We start from the raw sequence: 20,222 nt of genomic DNA on the forward strand, positions 1-20,222 counted from the left end.
CCGGACACGGACACACACCTGCAATGAGTTCTCCCACCAAGGACAGCGACATCCTCCGCTATTACGAAGCGGAAATGCGCTACCTGCGCGACGCCGGCAAGGAATTCTCCCGCGCATTTCCTGACCGCGCGCGCATGCTCAATATCGATCGCATCGGCGATCGCGATCCTCACGTCGAGCGCCTGTTTGAAGGCTTCGCATTTCTGATGGCGCGCCTACGTCACAAGCTCGACGACGAGTTGCCCGAATTGACAGAAGGTCTGGTCAGCATGCTGTGGCCGCACTATCTGCGCATGATTCCATCGCTGTCCATCCTGGAGATGATTCCGACGCCGGGTGCGCTGCAAAAGCACGAGACGCTGCCCGCCGGACTCGAAGCGCTGTCCGAGCCAATGGGCGACGACGGCGAGGCATGCATCTATCGGACCACACAACCAGTCGATCTCTACCCGCTGCATCTGACGGAAGCGAACACCTATGCCCGCGAAGACGGCCGCTCCGTGATCCGTCTTCGGCTGGAACTCCAGCCGCAGGCCCGGCGCGAACAGCTCCAGGTGCCGCGTCTGCGTCTCTATCTCAACGCCGACCGCCCGGTCGCGCTCACGCTGTATTCCGCGTTGACAGCCGTACCCCTCGCCGTGCAGGTCCGCGTGCCGGGCTTTCCGCAAGAGCGTCCGGGCGCGCCGCAACCCATGCCCGGACTGCGCATCGAGCCCGCGGGCTTCGCCGCCGAAGAGCGTCTCTGGCCGAAAGCCGACAACGCGTTCGGGGGCTATCAGTTGCTGCTCGAGTACTTCACTTTCCCCGGAAAGTTCATGTTCGTCGACCTCGTCGGTCTCGACATTCAGGCGGTGCCCGCTTCCGCGAGCCACTTCGATGTCGAGATCGTGCTGGCTCAGCCGTACCCCGACGACATGCGTTTCAACGCGGACAACGTGCGCCTCTACTGCACGCCGATCATCAACCTGTTTGCGCTCGAAGCCGCACCAATCACCGTCACGCAGTTCGAGACCGAGTACCGCGTGAACGCGCGCGAACAATATGGCGCGAGCGTCGAAGTCTATTGCGTCGATTCCGTCCAGGGTTTCGAAGCAGGCACAGGCCAGCGCTTCGAATACGTGCCTTTCGCAGCGTTTCGTCATCGCGGCGGCATGCTGCGCCATGAAATGCCAGAGCGCTACTTCCATACCCGCGTACGGCGTGGACCGGCCGGCCGGTTCGACACGTGGCTGGTGCTCGGCGGACACGTATGGGAACGGGCTGACGCGCTGCCGAAGGAAACGCTGTCGCTGTCAGTGACGGGCACCAACGGCATGCTGCCGCGCAAGGCGCTGCGCGAAGCGGGCATCAACCGGATGCGCGGCGGCTTCACGAACATCGGCGCCGTGCGCAATCTGTGCGCACCAACCCTGCCCGTCTATCCGCCAACGGGCGACCGCTTCCAGTGGCGCGTGCTGTCGCATCTCGCGCCGAACTACCTGTCGCTGCTGAACGCTGAAATCCTGCGCGGCAGTCTCGCGCTCTACGACTGGACGGACGGCGAGTTGAACCGTCGGCGCATCGATGCCATCACCGATGTCCAGCATCGGCTCTTGCAGAAACTGGTGCGTGGCGGCTTGCAACGCGGCGTCGAGATAATCGTCACGATCGACAGCGGCCGTTTCGCGGGCAACGGCGATCTCGAACTGTTCGGCGGCATGTTGAACCGGTTCCTCGGGCTGTACGCGTCGCTCAACCTCTACACCAAGCTCGTCATCGTCTCGCAGCCAACGGGACGGCGCATCGAATGGCCCGACACCAAGGGGGAAGGAGCACCGTTTTGAACGACCCGCATTTCGCGCTTTTGCGATCCACCCGTCACGACACCATCGACACCGTCGACGCCGAACGCACGTTGCTGCCCGCGCTGCTCGATCACGCGACGCAGATGAACTTCTTCCGCTTCTGCCAGCTCATCGAACTGGCCGCGCCGGATCGCCCGCCCATCGGCACGACGGATTCGCCAGCGGACGAACCCGTCCGCTTTCGTTCGCACGCGCGCCTGGGGTTTCCGCGTCGCGAGATCGATGCGATCGAAAGCGATCCCGACGACCCGCTGAAACCGCCGTCCGTCGTGACGACTTTTCTGGGTCTTTATGGTGTCGATGCGCGCATGCCATCGTACTTTGCCGACGAGGTCGCGCAAAACCGCGAGGGCGCAGAACCGCTCGCCGCGTTTCTCGATCTCTTCCATCACCGCGTCGTCACGCAGTACTACCGCGTATGGCGCAAGTATCGCTATCCGGCCGGCTTCAGAAAGGACGGCACCGACGAGGTCTCGCGCTACCTGCTCAGCTATGCGGGACTCGGCATCGGCACGCCTGACATGGCGCGCGCGGTCGGCACACGCAAGCTGCTGTCGATGCTCGGTCTCGCCGGTCACAAGACGCGCACGGCTGAAGGGCTTGCGGGCGTGCTTCGGCACGCGGTGCCCGATACGGATGTCGACGTCGAAGAGTTTCATTCTGTCTGGGTCAACGCGACCGGCGATCCGCGGGCGGCGCTAGGCGAGTCCTGTCTGCTCGGCCGCGGCTTCTACGACAGAAGCAACAGCGTGCGGATCGTGCTCACGCCGAACACGCGCGAATCCGTGCTTGCGCTGCTGCCTGGTCACACCGCGCATCGCGAGGTGATGACGCTGCTGCGCTTCTACCTTGGCTACGAAGCGCAAGCGAACCTCGAAATGCACGTCGCTGCCGACCTGATGCCGCCACAGAAGCTCAGCGCGGATGAAGTGCGGCTCGGCTTCACGACGCGCCTGGCTGGCGCGGGGCTGTCGACCCGCGACGGCGGGCACACCCGCGTGCAACTCGGCGTATGGACGGGCAGCAGCGGCGATTGCCCGCCAATGCATTGATCGACAGAACACCTCAAACGAATCCGAAACCATGAACTGGAAAACGAACGCGCCCGGCGTGGGCGCATTGATGTTGACTGCGTTGACCCTGGCAGGATGCGGACTCACTCAGGCCGTGTCCGACAACACGGTAGATGCGGCGAAATGGGTCTTCACGACTCAGGTCAAGACAATGAGTGTCGATCTCGTCAGCCGCGCTTCGCTGAACGAGAACGCCGTTGGTCAATCGCTGTCGACGGTCGTGCGGCTGTATCAGTTGAAGGATGCGCAGAGCTTCCAGCAACTCGAGTACGCGCAACTGCAAACCGACGATCTGGACGCGCTGAAGGCCGATCTGCTCGCAACCCGTGATGTCGTGCTACGCCCCAACGCCAGCGCCAGCATCAACGAGCCGATGAAAGAAGACACACAGTATGTCGGTGTCGTCGCGCTCTTTCGCAATCCGGACCGCGACTCGACGTGGAAGCTGGTGGTCCCGAAGAAGCAATGGAAGAAGACCGATCCCGTGAAGATCGTGGTGCGCGGCAATGTGATGGAACTCACGGAGGCGAAGCCGGAGCCGGTGAAGCACGACGCGCCACAGCAGAGTGCGCCCAATGCCGCCAGCGCTCCGGCTACGGCAACGCAGAAAGCGAAGGCCGCTGCAGCGATCACGACGGGGTCCATCACGGGGGTTCAGCCAGTCGAAGATTAACCGCCCTTTGGCCGTCGACGCACGCGCGCACCGACGGCCGATCTGCCCGCAACGCGGCATTGCCTTCGGCAAGACCGCTTCCCACGCTGCCGTCGAGCAGCACCTCTCTCGTCTCACTGCCGCTCACGCGGCGGTGCGCCATCCCCAAGCCTGATCTGAACGAACGCCCGTCGACGATCGACTGGCGCTGCGAAAGTACTCATTCCCTCTCCCTCGTACAAACCCCCATCTGAGCGAAAAAATATTTTCACAAGATAATTTTCATGTAAATTCACTTTCATTCAAGTCAGCCCGACAGATTCGCTCCGACACTCATGGCCCGCCAACGTCCGAACGCGCCCACCGCCGCCGAGCCCGCCATCGCCGCCCGCATCACGGCTGCGATGCCGATCCTCACGCCTGTCCACCGGCGCATGGGCGAGTTCGTGCTGGCCAACCAGTTCCGCGCCGCGACCATGCGTATCGACGAACTGGCCACCGCCGTCGGCGCGTCCATCGCGACGGCGAACCGCTTTGCGCGCGCGCTCGGCTTCGACGGCTATCCGGCCTTTCGCGAGGCGCTGGTGCGCGGCTTCGAAGCGACGCTCGCCCCTGTCGAGCGTCTGCGTTCCGCGCAGGAATCGCAGACGAACGGCGACGAACTGTTCAGCGCGTCGCTCGAACAGGCCGCCACCAATCTCGGCACGACGCGCAGCACGATCGACGGCGCGGCCGCCGAAGCCGCCGTCGACGCGATCATCGCCGCACGGCGCGTGTTCATTCTCGGCTGCGGCGCGAGCGCATTCCTCGCGAGCCTGATGGAGCACAATCTGCTGCCGTATCACGACAACGTGCAGTCGCTCGCCCTGATCGGCGGACCGACACACGCGGCGCGCCGCCTGTTCAATGCGGGCAGGGGCGATCTGGTGATCGCCATCGCGTTTCCGCGCTATGTCGACGACACCATCGAGCTCGCGCGCCGCGCCGCCAGCCTCGGCGCAGACGTGCTCGCGCTGACTGACGGCCCGACCTCGCCGCTCGCCGCGCTCGCCACACGTTCGCTCTTCATCCGCGCCGAGCGGCGTCTCGCCGCGACATCGGAAGCGACCGTGCTCGCGGTGATCGAAGCGCTGTGCGACGCCGTCGCGTTCCGCGCCAAGCGCTCCGCGCAGGCCGCCGCCAACATGACCGAGTTCGTGTTGCCCTGGCTCACGGACACCTCGGCGCTGCAACCTCATTCGAAGACCGCCACGCGGCCCACCTCTTCCCAGGCAAAGAAGAACAAATGAACACCAATGCGGTAATCGCGATTCACGGCGGCGCAGGCACCATCGTGCGCGCGTCGATGGCCTCCGATGCGGAAGCCCGTTATCACGCTGAACTGCGCGCCGTGCTCGTCGCCGCGCAACGCGTGCTCGCCGACGGCGGCAGCGCGCTCGATGCCGTCACGCAAGCCGTGCGGCTGCTCGAAGACTGTCCGCTGTTCAACGCGGGGCACGGTTCGGTTTTCACGTCGGCGGGCACGCATGAACTCGATGCGTCGATCATGGACGGCCGCACGCTGGAAGCCGGCGCCGTGTCGTGTGTGAAGCGGGTACGCAACCCCATCGTCGCGGCGCGGCACGTGCTCGAATACAGCGAGCACGTGATGTTCACGGCTGAAGGCGCCGAAGCATTCGCACAGGCGCAAGGTCTGGAGTTCGTCGATCCATCGTACTTCCATACGGATGCACGCTATCGCCAGTGGGAGCTGGCGCGCGAACAGCAGCGCGCGATGCTCGACCATGACGGCGCAGCGCTTGCCGCGCAACAGGCATCGTCCGCGAACAACGAAGCGCTGCCTCACGAGCCTATCGATCCGAACAAAAAGTTCGGCACGGTCGGCGCGGTCGCCGTCGATCTGTACGGTCACGTCGCGGCCGCAACCTCGACGGGCGGCATCACGAACAAGCAGTTGGGGCGTGTGGGCGATGCGCCGCTGATCGGCGCGGGCTGCTATGCCGACGACGCAACTTGCGCCGTCTCGACCACCGGCTCCGGCGAGATGTTCATGCGCATGGTCGCCGCCTACGACGTCGCCGCGCAAATGGCCTATCGCGGCGTCTCGCTCGAAGAAGCGGCGAACGACGTCGTGATGAACCGCTTGCCGCGCATCGACGGACGCGGCGGCCTGATCGCCGTCGACGCGTACGGCAACGTCGTGCTGCCCTTCAACACCGAGGGCATGTATCGCGGCTATGCGCGCGTCGGCGAGGCGCCCGTCACGGCGATCTATCGCTAGTGCGCCGCCGCGTTTAAACCATCCCCTGTTTCAGATGCCGGGAGACATCATCGTGCCGAACACGCCGCACACGCCAACCCATCGACGCCCGCTAGACAGCCTGCCGCCGCAACGCGTCGTCGATATCGACCGCCTCACGGTCGCGTTCCGTCGCGGCGAGACCACGTTCAACGCGGTGCGCGATCTGTCGCTTTCCGTCGATCGCGGCGAGACGCTCGCTATCGTCGGCGAATCGGGCTCGGGCAAATCGGTGACCTCGCTTGCATTGATGCGCCTCGTCGAACATGGCGGCGGAAGCATCGCGAACGGCAGCATCGCGTTTCGTCGGCGCAACGGCAGCGTGCTCGATCTCGCGCAGGCATCGCAATCGACCATGCGTTCCATTCGCGGCGCGGACATCGCGATGATCTTCCAGGAACCGATGACATCGCTCAATCCCGTCTTCACGGTCGGCGATCAGATCGGTGAAGCGATCGCGCTGCATCAGAACATGAGCCGCAGCCAGGCGCACGCCGAAACGCTGCGTCTGCTCGATCTCGTGCGCATTCCCGAAGCGCGCCGCGTGGCCGCGCGCTATCCGCACCAGTTGTCCGGCGGCATGCGGCAACGGGTCATGATCGCCATGGCGCTATCCTGCAAGCCGTCTCTGCTGATCGCCGACGAGCCGACCACCGCGCTCGACGTGACGATCCAGGCGCAAATCCTGCAACTGATACGCGGCCTGCAGGACGAGATGAACATGGGCGTGATCTTCATCACGCACGACATGGGCGTGGTCGCAGAAGTGGCGGATCGCGTGCTGGTGATGTATCGCGGCGACAAGGTCGAAGAAGGCGAGTCGGCGCAACTGTTTGCGGCGCCTGCGCATCCTTATACGAGAGCGCTGCTTGCCGCCGTGCCGAAGCTCGGCTCGATGCAGGGCACGGACGCACCCGCGAAGTTTTCGTTGCTCAGGCTCGACGGCGAGCATGTGCAGCAGCCGCCTCCCAAAGACCACACGGCATCGACCACGTCGAAGCAGGCACAGCCGATTCTCCGCGTACGCGATCTCGTCACGCGTTTCCCCGTGCGCAGCGGTCTGTTCGGCAAGCTCACGGGCCGCGTGCATGCCGTCGAACGCGTCAGCTTCGATCTGCATGCGGGCGAAACGCTCGCGCTGGTGGGCGAATCCGGTTGTGGCAAATCGACGACGGGGCGCTCGCTGTTGAGGCTTGTCGAAAGCCAGAGCGGCAGCATCGAGTTCGACGGCAAGGACATCAGCTCGCTCACAGGTCCTTCGCTGCAGGCCTTGCGCCGCGATATCCAGTTCATTTTCCAGGACCCGTTTGCGTCGCTCAACCCGCGTCTGACAGTCGGCTTCTCGATCATGGAGCCGCTGCTCGTGCACAACGTCGCGAGCGGTAAGGAAGCACAGGCGCGCGTTGCGTGGCTGCTCGACAAGGTCGGCCTGCCCGCTGACGCTGCGCGACGCTATCCGCATGAATTCTCGGGCGGCCAGCGTCAGCGCATCGCGATTGCGCGCGCACTCGCGCTCAATCCGAAGGTCGTGATCGCGGACGAATCGGTGTCGGCGCTCGACGTCTCCGTACAGGCGCAGATCGTCAATCTGATGCTCGATCTGCAACGCGAGCTTGGCGTGGCGTATCTGTTCATCTCGCACGATATGGCCGTCGTCGAACGTATCAGTCATCGCGTCGCGGTGATGTATCTCGGCCAGATCGTCGAGATCGGACCGCGTCGCGCGGTGTTCGAATCACCGCAGCATCCGTACACGAAGAAGCTGATGGGCGCCGTGCCCGTCGCCGATCCCGCGCGCCGCCACGCGAAGCGCATGCTCGCCGCCGACGAGTTGCCCAGCCCGATTCGCGCGCTCGACAACGAGCCCGTCGTCGCGCCGCTCGTCGCCGTGGGCCCGGGTCATTTCGTGGCCGCGCACCGGATTGGCGGCGCTTACTAGACGTGCGGCACATCACGCCTTACCGGCAACAACCCAGTAGCCGCGCAGACCAGCGGCATAACAACAGGCAGTTCCCTCGCTCAGTGGAGTTCTGAAACGATGACTACGCTTCTCTTCTCTCAACCGTCTCGCCTGCGTTCGCTCGTAACGAGCGGCGCGCTGGTCTTTGCGATGCTCGCGTCGGGCGCCGCGCACGCGGCAACGACGGCCGTGATGGCCGTCGATTCGACCTTCACGACGCTCGACCCGTACGACGCCAACGACACCCTCTCGCAAGCCGTATCAAAGTCGTTCTATCAAGGTCTGTTCGGCTTCGACAAGGACATGAAGCTGGTCAACGTGCTGGCGACGAGCTACGAGGCAAGCCCCGACGCACGCGTCTACACGTTCAAGCTGCGCCAGGGCGTGAAGTTCCAGGACGGCACCGACTTCAACGCAGCCGCGGTCAAGGCCACGTTCGACCGCGTGACGGACCCGGCGAACAAGCTCAAGCGCTACAACATGTTCAGCCGCATCGAGAAGACGGAAGTGGTCGATCCGTACACGGTGAAGGTCACGCTGAAGGCGCCGTTCTCGGCGTTCGTCAACGTGCTCGCGCATCCGTCGGCTGTGATGATCTCGCCCGCCGCGATGAAAAAGTATGGCAAGGATCTCGCGTTTCACCCGGTCGGCACAGGGCCGTTCGAACTCGTGAAGTGGGACCCGGCGGGCGATCTCACCGTGAAGAAGTTCGACGGTTACTGGAAGAAGGGTTATCCGAAGATCGACGAGATCGACTGGAAGCCCGTGGTCGACAACAACACGCGCGCCGCGCTCGTACGCACGGGCGAAGCGGACTTCGCGTTCCGCATTCCGTTCGAGCAGGCCGCCGCGCTGCAATCGGAACCGAAAGTCGACATCATCTCCACGCCGTCGATCATCAACCGCTACGTCAGCCTGAACACCACGAAGAAGCCGTTCGACAACCCGAAGGTCCGCGAAGCGCTGAACTACGCGATCAACAAGGAAGCACTAGCGAAAGTCGCGTTCTCGGGTTACGCCGTGCCCGCCGATGGCGTGCTTCCCGAAGGCGTCGACTACGCGACGAAGCTCGGCCCCTGGCCGTACGACCCCGCGAAAGCACGCGCGCTGCTGAAAGAGGCAGGCTATCCGAACGGCTTCGAAACGACGCTCTGGTCGGCATACAACAACTCGACCTCGCAGAAAGCGATCCAGTTCGTGCAGCAGCAACTGGCGCAAGTGGGCGTGAAGGCAAGTGTCGAAGCACTCGAAGCAGGCCAGCGCGTCGCGAAGGTCGAAAGCGCGCAAGACCCGGCGACAGCACCCGTGCGCATGTACTACATCGGCTGGTCGTCGTCGACGGGCGAAGCGGACTGGGGCATCACGCCGCTGCTCGCGTCGTCGTCGATCCCGCCGAAGCTCGTGAACACTGCGTACTACAAGAACGATACCGTGGACAGCGATCTCACCAAGGCGCTCGAAACCACGGACCGCGCGCAGAAGGCCGCGCTCTACGGCGACGCGCAAAAGCGCATCTGGGCCGACGCGCCGTGGCTCTTCCTCGTCAAGGAGAAGGTCGTGTACGCGCGCAGCAAGCGGCTTGCGGGCGCGTACGTCGCGCCGGACGGCTCGTTCAACTTCGATGAAATCGCGCTGAAGTAACGCGCTGATGACGCTGGTCTCGAAGCGTGCATGTCGAGACCAGCGCGTTCGCTTCATGCAGCACATGCTTTTCGATGGCGGATCGCTCTCATGCTGAATTTTCTCGTCAAACGTCTGCTGGGCCTGCTGCCGACGCTCGTGATCGTCGCCGGCCTCGTGTTCCTGTTCGTGCACATGCTGCCGGGCGACCCGGCGCGGCTCGCGGCCGGCCCCGAAGCCGACGATGCAACCGTCGCGCTCGTGCGCGCCGATCTCGGCCTCGACAAGCCGATGCCAACGCAGTTCGTGAACTTCTTCATGCGCACGGCGCACGGCGACTTCGGTATCTCGACGCGCAGCAAGCGCCCTGTCTCCGCCGAGATCGGCGAGCGCTTCATGCCGACGCTGATGCTCACGCTCGTCAGCATGGTATGGGCGGTGATCTTCGGCATGACGATCGGCATCGTGTCGGCCGTGTGGCGCAACAAATGGCCCGACCGGCTCGGCATGACGATCGCCGTGTCCGGCATCTCGTTTCCCGCGTTCGCGCTCGGCATGCTGCTGATGGAAGTGTTCTCGGTCAAGCTCGGCTGGCTGCCGATTGTCGGCGACGGCTCGTGGCGCAGCTACGTGCTGCCGTCCATCACGCTCGGCGCCGCCGTCGCGGCCGTGATGGCGCGCTTCACGCGGGCGTCGTTCGTCGAGGTGCTGAACGAGGACTTCGTGCGCACCGCGCGCGCGAAAGGCGTCGCCGAACAATGGGTCGTCATCAAGCACTGCCTGCGCAACGCGATGATTCCCGTTGTCACGATGATGGGCTTGCAGTTCGGCTTTCTGCTCGGCGGCTCGATCGTCGTCGAGGTGGTGTTCAACTGGCCCGGCATGGGACGCCTGCTGGTGGACGCCGTCGCGATGCGCGATTACCCCGTGATTCAGGCTGAAGTGCTGCTGTTCTCGCTGGAATTCATCGTCATCAATCTGGTCGTCGACGTGCTGTACGCCGTCATCAATCCGACCATCCGTTTCAAGTGAGGTCCGCATGAGCACGACCGCCGACAACGCCCGCGCCGCCGCTTCCACCCGCGACGAAAACGCGATCCGCACGCCATGGAGCGAGTTCTGGCGCAAGTTCCGCAAGCAGCACGTCGCTCTCGCGGCGGGTGTGTTCGTGTTGCTGCTGATCGTCGTAGCGATTGCGGGCCCGCATATCGTTCCGTTCGACCCTGAAAACTATTTCGACTATGACGCGCTGAATGCGGGGCCATCGGCTGCGCACTGGTTCGGTGTCGATTCGCTGGGGCGCGATATCTTCAGCCGCATCGTCGCGGGTACGCGTATTTCGCTTGCGGCGGGCTTCGTGTCGGTGGCGATCGGCGCGATCGTCGGCACGTTGTTCGGCTTGCTCGCGGGCTACTACGAAGGCTGGTGGGACCGCATCACGATGCGGGTCGCCGACGTGCTGTTCGCGTTCCCCGGCATTCTGCTCGCCATCGGCATCGTCGCGATTCTCGGCAACGGCATGATCAATGTCATCGCCGCCGTCGCCGTGTTCAGCATCCCGGCGTTCGCACGGCTCGTGCGCGGCAATACGCTGATGCTCAAGCAGCTGACGTATATCGAAGCGGCGCGCAGCATTGGCGCGTCGGATCGGACCATCATCATGCGCCACATTCTGCCGGGCACGATTTCGTCGGTCGTCGTGTATCTGACGATGCGCATCGGCACGTCGATCATCACGGCGGCGAGCCTGTCGTTCCTCGGCCTGGGTGCGCAGCCGCCGACGCCCGAGTGGGGCGCGATGCTCAACGAAGCCCGCGCCGATATGGTGACGGCGCCGCATATCGCGCTCTTTCCGAGTCTCGCGATCTTCCTGACCGTGCTCGCGTTCAACCTGCTCGGCGATGGCTTGCGCGATGCGCTCGATCCGAAGCTGGACCGGCCATGAACATGTTTTCGATGCCGCATATCGGCACGTCGCCGACGGGTGCGTTGGGCACGATTGCGGATGTGCCCGGCGTAACAGTCGGGCATTGCACGCTCGCCGATGGTCCGATACAGACGGGTGTGACCGTCGTGCGCGCGCATCGCGACGATCCGTATCGTCACAAGGTGCCTGCGGCCGCGAGCGTGATCAACGGCTTCGGCAAGAGCATCGGGCTCGTGCAGGTCGAAGAGCTCGGCGTGCTCGAAACGCCGATCGCATTGACCAATACGTTCGGCGTCGCGGCTGTCGCGCAGGCGCAAATTCGCGCTGCTCTCGCGAGCAATCCGCAGATTGGGCGAGATTGGCCGACCGTCAATCCGCTCGTGTTCGAATGCAACGACGGTTACCTCAACGATATTCAGGCGTTGGCGATCGAAGAATCGCATTACATGCAAGCGCTCGACGCGGCAGCCGTCGAGTTCGAACGCGGCTCGGTCGGCGCGGGGCGCGGCATGTCGTGCTTCGACCTGAAAGGCGGTATCGGTTCGGCCTCGCGCACGGCGAATGTGGCGGGCAGGGATTTCACTGTCGGTGCGCTGGTGCTCGCGAACTTCGGGCGGCTGCCGATGCTGACTATCGACGGCACGCCGCTTGGGCGCGAACTACATCGACGTAAGCAGTCGACAGCGCCAGCAAAACCCGAACAAGGCTCGATCATCATGATCGTCGCCACCGATGCGCCGCTCGATTCGCGCCAGCTCAAACGCCTTTCGATGCGCGCCGCCGCAGGTCTCGCGCGCACCGGTTCGGTTTATGGACACGGCAGCGGCGATATCGCGCTTGCGTTCTCGACGGCCTGGACTGTTCCGCATGAGAGCGATTTCATCGCAACACCGCCGCTGCTCGGCGACGCTCGCCTCGACCCGCTGTTTCATGCGTGCGCGGATAGCGTCGAGCAGGCGATCGTCGATGCGTTATGGTCAGCCACTTCCGTCACGGGACGCGACGCGCACACACGCCTTTCGCTGCGTGAAGCGGCGCCCGATCTCCAGCAACTGTTGAAACGGCACACAGCATGAAGGTACTGATCTCGGTCGATATAGAAGGCGTGGCAGGCGTTGTGCATTCCGAGCAGACGCGCGCGGGCAATGGCGAATATGAACGCGCGCGCCGCTGGATGACGCTCGAGGCGAACGCCGCGATCGAAGGCGCATTCGCGGGCGGCGCGACGGAGGTCTGGGTCAATGACTCGCACGGCGGCTTTCGCAATCTGTTGCCCGACATGCTCGACGCGCGTGCCAACGTGATACTCGGCAAGCCGCGCACGCTCGGCATGATGGCGGGCCTCGAATACGGGCCTCAACTCGTGTTCATGATCGGCTATCACGCGATGGCGCAAAGCCGCGGCATTCTCGCGCATACGATCAACAGCTTTGCTTTCACCCGTGTGACGATGAATGGGCGCGAGATGGGCGAAGCCGGGATTTATGGCGCGCTGGCTCGCGAGTATGGCGCGAGTGTCGTGCTGCTTTCGGGTGACGATGTGTTTGCGGAAGAGACGCAACCCTTATTTCCCGATGCGACGTTCCTGGTCACCAAGAACGCGATGGGTTTCGGAAGCGGGGCGACGCAGACGCCGGACCGTGCATGCGCTGCAATCAGAGAATCAGCGCGGGATGTTGTTGCGAAATTCGAAGGGCTGCCCGCTGCGCAACGTCGCAAGCCTCAACCCGTCGATATCGAACTGCGCGTGCAAACCAGCGCGCTCGCCGATCTGTTTGTGCAACTGCCGTCGCTGGAACGCTTGGACGGCGTGACGTTGCGCTTTTCGACGCCTTCTGTCGAGCATGCGGTGCGCACGCTGAATTGCCTGTCGGCGATGTCGTTCATGTTGCGCTGACCTTTCGATACAAATCAGCGCAACCTCAAGCAAGCGGCAAGCTCAAACCCGCCGCTTGCTGCGCCGGAACTGATCGAACAGCACCGCCAGCAGCAGAATCCCGCCGCGAATCAGGTACTGATAAAACGTCGGCACATTCAACAGGCTCATGGCATCCTGCACCGAGCCCATGATCAGCACGCCGACCAGCACGCCTGAAATCGTTGCGACACCGCCCGTCAGCGAGACACCGCCCAGCACGCAAGCCGAAATCACCCCGAGTTCCAGACCCACCGACGTCTTCGGATCGCCCAGGCTCATGCGCGACGCAAGCATCACGCCTGCAAAGCCCGTCACCAGCCCTTGCAGCACGAACACCGTGATCTTGATACGCGTAACGGGCAGACCCGCCAGCAACGCGGCCTCGCTATTGCCGCCGACAGCCAGCACGTTCTTGCCGAATACCGTCTTGCGCAGCAGGAATCCGAACAGCACGAAGCCGACGATGTTGCTCCAGATCGGAAACGAAATGCCGAGGAACGAGCCGCCGCCGAGATCGAAAAAGCTCTCTTCCGAAATCATCACCGCATCGCCGTTCGATGTGATGAACGCGAGACCGCGCACCACTTCCATCATCGCGAGCGTGACGATCAGCGAATTGATCTTGTAGCGCGCAATCAGCACGCCGTTCACCATCCCGACCGCGCCGCCCGCCAGCACGCCCGCCGCGACGCCGAGCATCACGCTATGTGTCGCCGTGATCAGCGTCGACGCGACCACACCTGAAAACGCGACGATCGACGCCACCGACAGATCCACTTCGCCGAGCGCCAGCACGAACATCATCGTCACGGAGATCGAGCCGATCAGCGTGACGGAGAGCAACAGGCCCTGCATGTTGCGGGTGGTCAGAAAGTCGGGCACCGCGAACGACAGCACGGCGAACAGAATGACGAACACCATCACGATGCCCGACTTGTTGATCAGGTCCCACGTGCGCGCCGCGTGCGCGGCCGCGCCGGGCGATGCGGCGTGATTGGCTGCCGGCTCGGTCGCCGGACGTGTGCTTGGTGTTTGCATGGTCTTCCAGTTCCGTGGTCTACGTGGTGCGTTGTTGCGTCATTGCGGCAAAGCGAGTTTGATCAGCTGGTCGGGCGTGGCTTGTGCTTTCGGCAGATCGCCGACGATGCGCCCTTCCTTCATCACCAGCACGCGGTCCGCAATGCCGATCACTTCCGCGAGATCGCTCGATACGACGATCACCGTGCGCCCCGCTTCCGCGAGGTCGTACAGCAGGTCGTAGATTTCCGCGCGCGCGCCGACGTCGATGCCGCGCGTCGGTTCGTCGAGCAGAAACACGTCGATGCGCTCGGCCAGCCAGCGCGACAGAATCACCTTCTGCTGGTTGCCGCCCGACAACGTGCCGATCACGGTTTCGGTGTTGCGTGTCTTGATCGACAGCTTGTCGATGTATTCGCGCGTCAGGTCGCGCTCGCGCTTGCCGTTCAGCAGAAAGCTCAACGGGCTGAAATGCCGGCGGGCGCTGATGTTCAGGTTGTCGGCCACGGAAGCAATCGCGACGATGCCTTCCTGCTTGCGATCCTCCGGGCACAGCGCGATACCTGCGCGCACCGCGTCGCGCGGCGTCGCAAACGACACGCGCTTGCCGTTCAGTTCGACATGTCCGCTTGCCGGCCGCGTCGCGCCATAGAGCAGCTTCATCAACTCGGAGCGTCCCGCGCCGACGAGCCCGAAGAAGCCGACGATCTCGCCCTTGCGCGCAGTGAAGGAGACCGGAGCGGAAAGCCCCGGCCCCATCAACTGCTTCGCTTCAAGCTGTACCTCGCCCGCTGCACGCGGACGATATCCATATACATCGCGAATCGAGCGGCCCACCATGCAGCTGATGAGCCGGTCGCGATCCAGGTCCGCAACGGAATCGAACGTCTCGATCCGGCGGCCGTCGCGAAACACGGTGACGCGGTCGCACAGTTCGTAGACCTCGTCCATCCGGTGCGTGACGTAGATCACCGCGCGCCCCTGCGCGCGCAGTGCATTGATGATCTTGAAGAGCCGCTCCGTTTCGCGCGCGGACAACGAGCTGGTCGGTTCGTCGAAAGCGATCACGCGCGCGTCGCGCATCAGCGCCTTGCCGATTTCGATCATCTGCCGCTGGCCGATCGACAGGCTCTTCACCTGCGTGTTCGGATCGATCGATTCGCCCAGCCGCTCCAGCTCGGTCATCGCGCGCTTGACGAGCGCTTTCTCGTCGAGCACGCCGAAGCGGTTCGGCAACTGTCCGAGCATCAGGTTCTCAGCGACCGTCAGCTCGGGCACGAGATGCAGTTCCTGATAGATGATCGCGATACCCGCCTCGATCGCGGCCTTGGTCGTCGTGAACCTGTGTTCGACGCCGGCGAGCCGCAATGCGCCCGCCTGCGTCTGGTTCACGCCCGACAACACTTTCAGCAGCGTCGATTTGCCGGCGCCGTTCTCGCCCATCAGACCGTGCACCTCACCGCCGCGCACGTCGAAAGAAACGTTGTCGAGCGCCACCACGCCCGGAAACGCGACGGTGATGCCGTCGAGTTCGAGATGCGTGGCGGACGCCGTCAACGGCTGTTCCGAAGGAGCGACGTAGGTGGCATTCGTGGCGCTGGCGGCGTCATTCGCGTTCATCGTGTTTTGCATCCGTTCTACCGCATCAGATTCCGAGTTCCGTCCGCACGTCCTTCCAGTTTTCGCGCGTCATCAGCTTGCCCGTGGTCTGGGTATCGGCGGGCGGCTGCTTGCCCGACTTGATCCAGTCGACGAGATTCTGCGTGCTCTGCTTGCCGTGGTTCGTCGAGCTGACGGCGATCGTGCCGTAGAAGCCCGTCGGTTCCTTCTTCTGGAACTCGGCAAACGCTTCGCCCGCGCCGTTGATGCCGACGCCGATCACGTCCGAACCGGGAATGTGCAGCTGCTCGGTGGCGCGCACGCCGCCCAGCACGGTCTCTTCGTTCAGCGCGAAGATCACCCACTTCTTGATGTTCGGATGCTTCGACAGCACGGGCGACGCTGCGTTGAAGCCGCCTTCGTCGTCGGTGGTCTTTTGCGGGGCGTCGTAGATGTTCTCTTTCTTGAAACCGTTGGCGAGCAGCGATTCCGTTGCGCCGTCGGTGCGCAGCTTGGCCGTCGGCAGTTCATAGTCGGTGATGCGGATCGCGCCCACTTCTTCCGGCTTCCAGCCGCGCTTCTTCATTTCGTCGGCGATCGCCTGGCCAACCTGATTGCCGATCTTGAATGCCGACATGCCCAGATGCGGCACGCCCGCGAGCGGCTTGCCCGTCGAGTCGACCAGTTGATCGTCGACAGTCACGAACTTCATGTTGTAGCGCTTGGCGCGGGCCTGAATCGCCGGTCCGAGACGCACGTCGGGCGGGCAGATCACGAAGCCCTGCGCGCCTTGTGCGCCGAGGTTGTCGATTGCGGCGAGCACTTTCTCGCCGTCGGGCGCGCCGATATTGACGACCGAGAAGCCTTCCTTCTGGCCCAAAGCCGCCGCCGCTTTCTGCTCGTTGATGAACCATGCCTGCTCCGGCATTTTCACGAGCACGCCGATTTTCAGCGGCGTATCCGCGTGTGCGGTCATCTGCACGGCGAACGGCGCGGCCAGCAGCGCGGCGGCCATCGCGGACAAAGTAAGGCGTCTAAGCTTGCGGGTCATGCTTGTCTCCTTGGATCAGGTCGTTGCGTGTGATTGTTCGAATGAGCGCTTAACAGGTCTAACGGGACGACCAGGCCCGCGCGTCTCTCAGGCGCTAGTCGTGAAACGGCTCGACCTCGTGACGACGGCCAAGCAGGAATGCATCGGCCACCAGCCGCAGCGGGCGCACGTCCACATCGTGCTCGCCATGCGTGATCAGCCAGTGAAACCGCTCATACAGCGACGGATACTCGCGCTCGGGTCCGAGTTCGACCGGCTTGCCCGCGATCACGAGCTTCTTGCCGCCTTCGCTCAGATGCAGCACGCCTTCCGTGGTCTTCACTTCGATTTCCCATTGCTCGACGGGACCATGGCGCCAGTCGAATTCGGCGCGCACGGGCACGCCCGCTTCGTCGATGAAATCGAGCTCGGCGGCAATCGGCGTCTGCACATTGGCGGGCACCGAAAGCGTCGCCTCGCGCAGAATGACTTCGCGCGGCAGCATGTGCGTGATGATCGACAGCGCGTTGATGCCGGGATCGAACACGCCGAGCCCACCCGGCGTCCAGATCCACGCCTGACCCGGATGCCAGCGGCGCACGTCTTCCTTCCAGCGCACCTGTACTTCCTGCAGCGTGCGCGAGGCGAGCCACTCGCGTGCTGTTTCGACAGCGGGCGCGTAACGCGAATGCCATGTCGCAAACAGCGTGCGGCCCGCGTTGCGCGCCATCGCACGCAATACGTCCACTTCATGCACGCTCGCGCCGGGCGGCTTTTCGAGCATCACGTGCTTGCCCGCCGCGAGCGCGACGCGCGCCTGATCGAAGCGCACCTGAGGCGTCGCGCACAACGACACGGCGTCGAGTTGCGGCTCGTTGGCCAGCATCTCTTCGATGGTCTTGTAGTTGCGCACGCCGTCGACCTGCGCATTGCGGCTCGCGCACGCAACGAGTTCAAAGCCGTCGAGCGCGGCGATAGCTGGAAGATGCTGGTCACGCGCAATCTTGCCGACGCCGACGATGCCAATGGAAAGTCTGTTGTTCATATAGTGAGCTTCGAGGGACTAACGAATTGTTAGCGGCCTCAGCGTAACGCAAGCGCGTTTGACGCGCGTACGAGTTCGCATGAATCGACGCGTGCGGCATTCGACACCGAGTCGACCCGCCGGGCGAGTCGCACAACGTGGGATCGGAAGAAGCGTTTGCCCGACATTGCCACTATTTGAGACTCCTCGTTTTCCTCACGCAGCCAACTCGCCCATCGAACCGGCCGCCGACGAATTAGCCAAACTATATGCGGGGAACCGATACGTTGTGATTGGTGTTTTCCCCCATGCACAACACTCAAAAGTCATTCTATTTATCAACCTCAGCGACGCATGCAAGGTATTACAGCGGGTTACGTACCCGCTATTTAAGACATTGCGCCGACAATACACTTTTCAAAAGTTTGCTTGTAAGCCCTAATGGACATCGGCGCGCGTGGCGCATATAGTCTTACTATATTTGAACAATACTGAACGAGACACCATGACCGACCAACCCCGCAAACTGCGCTCCGCCGCCTGGTTCGGCACCGCCGACAAGAACGGCTTCATGTACCGCAGCTGGATGAAAAACCAGGGCATTCCCGATCACGAATTCGCCGGCAAGCCGATCATCGGCATCTGCAACACGTGGTCCGAACTGACGCCGTGCAACGCGCACTTTCGCAAGCTCGCCGAGCACGTGAAGCGTGGCGTGTACGAAGCGGGCGGATTTCCCGTCGAGTTCCCGGTGTTCTCGAACGGCGAGTCGAACCTGCGGCCCACGGCCATGTTCACGCGCAATCTCGCGAGCATGGATGTCGAGGAATCGATTCGCGGCAATCCTATCGACGCCGTCGTGCTGCTCGCCGGCTGCGACAAGACCACGCCTGCGCTGCTGATGGGTGCGGCCAGTTGCGACGTGCCCGCCATCGTCGTGAGCGGCGGCCCGATGCTCAACGGCAAGCACGAAGGGCGCGACATCGGATCGGGCACGGTGGTGTGGCAACTGAGCGAACAGGTGAAGGCGGGCAAGATCTCGATTCACGAGTTCATGTCGGCGGAAGCGGGCATGTCGCGCTCGGCGGGCACCTGCAACACGATGGGCACGGCCTCGACGATGGCCTGCATGGCGGAAGCGCTCGGCGTCACGCTGCCGCACAACGCGGCGATTCCCGCCGTCGATTCGCGCCGCTATGTGCTCGCGCATTTGTCGGGCATGCGTATCGTCGAGATGGCCTTGCAGGACGTGCGGTTGTCGAAGCTGCTCACGCGCGAAGCCTTCGAGAATGCGATTCGCGCGAACGCGGCGATCGGTGGATCGACCAATGCGGCGATCCACCTGAAGGCGATTGCGGGGCGCATCGGCGTGGAACTCGAACTGGACGACTGGACGCGCATCGGGCGCGGCACGCCGACGCTCGTCGATCTGCAGCCTTCCGGCCGGTTCCTGATGGAAGAGTTTTACTATGCGGGCGGCTTGCCCGCCGTCCTGCGCAGGCTCGGCGAAGCGGGTCTGCTGCCGCATCCCGATGCGCTGACCGCGAACGGCAAGACGCTCTGGGAAAACAGTATCGAAGCGCCGATCTACAACGACGAAGTGATCCGCCCGCTAGACAAGCCGCTGCGCGAAGACGGCGGCCTGTGCGTGCTGCGCGGCAATCTCGCGCCCAATGGCGCGGTGCTCAAGCCGTCGGCGGCGACGCCTGCGCTGTTGAAGCATCGCGGCCGCGCCGTGGTGTTCGAGAACTTCGACGACTACAAGAAGCGCATCGTCGATCCGGAACTCGACGTAACGGCGGACTCCGTCCTCGTGATGAAGAACTGCGGACCGAAGGGTTATCCCGGCATGGCGGAAGTCGGCAACATGGGCCTGCCGCCGAAGCTGCTCGCACAGGGCGTGACGGACATGGTGCGCGTATCGGACGCACGCATGAGCGGCACCGCGTATGGCACGGTCGTTCTGCACGTGGCGCCCGAAGCGCGCGCGGGCGGACCGCTGGCCGTGGTGCGCGACGGCGACTGGATCGAGCTGGATTGCGACGCGGGTCGCCTGCACGTCGACATCGACGACAAGGAAATGACCGCCCGGCTCGCCGAATGGAAGGAGTCGCAACAACGCAATCCCGCCGACGCGAGCGGCTATCGCAACCTCTATATCGACCATGTGCTGCAGGCCGATCAGGGCTGCGATTTCGACTTTCTGGTGGGTTGTCGCGGCGCGGAAGTCCCGGCGCATTCGCACTGAACGCGCCGCGC

The 20,222-nt window shown here is 63.6% G+C and carries 16 protein-coding genes; 12 read left to right on the plus strand and 4 right to left on the minus strand.

From position 1 onward, the window contains the following. Positions 1-23 precede the first annotated feature (23 nt). The 11 genes from tssF (at position 24) to C2L66_RS29140 (ending at position 13,272) form a co-directional block, all read left to right on the plus strand. The gene (gene tssF, locus C2L66_RS29090; RefSeq protein ID WP_060604721.1) at positions 24-1,823 is read left to right on the plus strand and encodes a type VI secretion system baseplate subunit TssF; all 1,800 of its coding nucleotides are present in this window, start codon (positions 24-26) and stop codon (positions 1,821-1,823) included. After that, positions 1,820-2,896 carry a type VI secretion system baseplate subunit TssG gene (gene tssG, locus C2L66_RS29095; RefSeq protein ID WP_082670414.1) on the plus strand — a complete coding sequence of 359 codons (1,077 nt, stop codon included), beginning with the start codon at positions 1,820-1,822 and terminating at the stop codon, positions 2,894-2,896. The genes tssF and tssG overlap by 4 nt, the downstream gene beginning before the upstream one ends. A 31-nt stretch (positions 2,897-2,927) precedes the next feature. Next, positions 2,928-3,590 (plus strand): type VI secretion system lipoprotein TssJ, encoded by a 663-nt coding sequence (gene tssJ, locus C2L66_RS29100; RefSeq protein ID WP_060604718.1) that lies wholly within the window; start codon positions 2,928-2,930, stop codon positions 3,588-3,590. Positions 3,591-3,904: 314 nt separating this feature from the next. Continuing rightward, a complete protein-coding gene (locus C2L66_RS29105; protein ID WP_060604716.1) occupies positions 3,905-4,858 on the plus strand; it encodes a MurR/RpiR family transcriptional regulator in 954 nt (317 codons plus the stop codon). Continuing rightward, positions 4,855-5,850, plus strand: a complete 996-nt coding sequence (locus tag C2L66_RS29110; protein WP_060604713.1) for an isoaspartyl peptidase/L-asparaginase family protein — start codon at positions 4,855-4,857, stop codon at positions 5,848-5,850. Before C2L66_RS29105 ends, C2L66_RS29110 begins: the two co-directional genes overlap by 4 nt. A gap of 34 nt (positions 5,851-5,884) precedes the next feature. After that, complete coding sequence (locus C2L66_RS29115; RefSeq protein WP_098021617.1) at positions 5,885-7,807, plus strand: dipeptide ABC transporter ATP-binding protein; 1,923 nt, start codon at positions 5,885-5,887, stop codon at positions 7,805-7,807. A gap of 99 nt (positions 7,808-7,906) precedes the next feature. Beyond that, a complete protein-coding gene (gene gsiB, locus C2L66_RS29120) occupies positions 7,907-9,469 on the plus strand; it encodes a glutathione ABC transporter substrate-binding protein GsiB (RefSeq protein WP_054933290.1) in 1,563 nt (520 codons plus the stop codon). Between the two features lie 90 nt (positions 9,470-9,559). Beyond that, positions 9,560-10,480 carry a glutathione ABC transporter permease GsiC gene (gsiC, locus tag C2L66_RS29125; RefSeq protein ID WP_054933289.1) on the plus strand — a complete coding sequence of 307 codons (921 nt, stop codon included), beginning with the start codon at positions 9,560-9,562 and terminating at the stop codon, positions 10,478-10,480. Positions 10,481-10,487: 7 nt separating this feature from the next. After that, positions 10,488-11,393: a glutathione ABC transporter permease GsiD gene (gene gsiD, locus C2L66_RS29130; protein WP_054933288.1), complete on the plus strand. Its 906-nt coding sequence runs from the start codon at positions 10,488-10,490 to the stop codon at positions 11,391-11,393. Continuing rightward, positions 11,390-12,451 (plus strand): DmpA family aminopeptidase, encoded by a 1,062-nt coding sequence (locus C2L66_RS29135; RefSeq protein WP_060604710.1) that lies wholly within the window; start codon positions 11,390-11,392, stop codon positions 12,449-12,451. The genes gsiD and C2L66_RS29135 overlap by 4 nt, the downstream gene beginning before the upstream one ends. After that, positions 12,448-13,272: a M55 family metallopeptidase gene (locus C2L66_RS29140; protein ID WP_060604707.1), complete on the plus strand. Its 825-nt coding sequence runs from the start codon at positions 12,448-12,450 to the stop codon at positions 13,270-13,272. The genes C2L66_RS29135 and C2L66_RS29140 overlap by 4 nt, the downstream gene beginning before the upstream one ends. 42 nt (positions 13,273-13,314) lie before the next feature. Here C2L66_RS29140 and araH read toward each other — a convergent pair whose 3' ends face one another. The 4 genes from araH to C2L66_RS29160 all read right to left on the minus strand — a co-directional run bounded on the left by araH (position 13,315) and on the right by C2L66_RS29160 (position 17,984). Then, a complete protein-coding gene (araH, locus tag C2L66_RS29145) occupies positions 13,315-14,331 on the minus strand; it encodes an L-arabinose ABC transporter permease AraH (RefSeq protein WP_042304458.1) in 1,017 nt (338 codons plus the stop codon). A gap of 39 nt (positions 14,332-14,370) precedes the next feature. After that, the gene (araG, locus tag C2L66_RS29150; protein WP_082670413.1) at positions 14,371-15,942 is read right to left on the minus strand and encodes an L-arabinose ABC transporter ATP-binding protein AraG; all 1,572 of its coding nucleotides are present in this window, start codon (positions 15,940-15,942) and stop codon (positions 14,371-14,373) included. Between the two features lie 13 nt (positions 15,943-15,955). Beyond that, positions 15,956-16,960 (minus strand): arabinose ABC transporter substrate-binding protein, encoded by a 1,005-nt coding sequence (locus C2L66_RS29155; RefSeq protein WP_054933285.1) that lies wholly within the window; start codon positions 16,958-16,960, stop codon positions 15,956-15,958. A 94-nt stretch (positions 16,961-17,054) separates the two neighbouring features. Beyond that, positions 17,055-17,984: a Gfo/Idh/MocA family protein gene (locus C2L66_RS29160; protein ID WP_060604704.1), complete on the minus strand. Its 930-nt coding sequence runs from the start codon at positions 17,982-17,984 to the stop codon at positions 17,055-17,057. Between the two features lie 484 nt (positions 17,985-18,468). On the opposite strand from C2L66_RS29160, the gene C2L66_RS29165 reads away from it, so the two are divergent. Beyond that, positions 18,469-20,211: an IlvD/Edd family dehydratase gene (locus C2L66_RS29165; protein WP_060604701.1), complete on the plus strand. Its 1,743-nt coding sequence runs from the start codon at positions 18,469-18,471 to the stop codon at positions 20,209-20,211. The last annotated feature ends 11 nt before the right edge of the window (positions 20,212-20,222 follow it).

The sequence above is a fragment of the Paraburkholderia caribensis genome, assembly GCF_002902945.1.
Classification (GTDB): domain Bacteria; phylum Pseudomonadota; class Gammaproteobacteria; order Burkholderiales; family Burkholderiaceae; genus Paraburkholderia; species Paraburkholderia caribensis.

Bases quoted from the DNA above. Each gene is read 5' to 3' on its own strand.
- tssF (WP_060604721.1), top strand. From the start codon at position 24: ATGAGTTCTCCCACCAAGGACAGCGACATCCTCCGCTATTACGAAGCG.
- tssJ (WP_060604718.1), top strand. From the start codon at position 2,928: ATGAACTGGAAAACGAACGCGCCCGGCGTGGGCGCATTGATGTTGACT.
- C2L66_RS29105 (WP_060604716.1), top strand. From the start codon at position 3,905: ATGGCCCGCCAACGTCCGAACGCGCCCACCGCCGCCGAGCCCGCCATC.
- C2L66_RS29110 (WP_060604713.1), top strand. From the start codon at position 4,855: ATGAACACCAATGCGGTAATCGCGATTCACGGCGGCGCAGGCACCATC.
- C2L66_RS29115 (WP_098021617.1), top strand. From the start codon at position 5,885: ATGCCGGGAGACATCATCGTGCCGAACACGCCGCACACGCCAACCCAT.
- gsiB (WP_054933290.1), top strand. From the start codon at position 7,907: ATGACTACGCTTCTCTTCTCTCAACCGTCTCGCCTGCGTTCGCTCGTA.
- gsiC (WP_054933289.1), top strand. From the start codon at position 9,560: ATGCTGAATTTTCTCGTCAAACGTCTGCTGGGCCTGCTGCCGACGCTC.
- gsiD (WP_054933288.1), top strand. From the start codon at position 10,488: ATGAGCACGACCGCCGACAACGCCCGCGCCGCCGCTTCCACCCGCGAC.
- C2L66_RS29135 (WP_060604710.1), top strand. From the start codon at position 11,390: ATGAACATGTTTTCGATGCCGCATATCGGCACGTCGCCGACGGGTGCG.
- C2L66_RS29140 (WP_060604707.1), top strand. From the start codon at position 12,448: ATGAAGGTACTGATCTCGGTCGATATAGAAGGCGTGGCAGGCGTTGTG.
- araH (WP_042304458.1), bottom strand. From the start codon at position 14,331: ATGCAAACACCAAGCACACGTCCGGCGACCGAGCCGGCAGCCAATCAC.
- araG (WP_082670413.1), bottom strand. From the start codon at position 15,942: ATGCAAAACACGATGAACGCGAATGACGCCGCCAGCGCCACGAATGCC.
- C2L66_RS29155 (WP_054933285.1), bottom strand. From the start codon at position 16,960: ATGACCCGCAAGCTTAGACGCCTTACTTTGTCCGCGATGGCCGCCGCG.
- C2L66_RS29160 (WP_060604704.1), bottom strand. From the start codon at position 17,984: ATGAACAACAGACTTTCCATTGGCATCGTCGGCGTCGGCAAGATTGCG.
- C2L66_RS29165 (WP_060604701.1), top strand. From the start codon at position 18,469: ATGACCGACCAACCCCGCAAACTGCGCTCCGCCGCCTGGTTCGGCACC.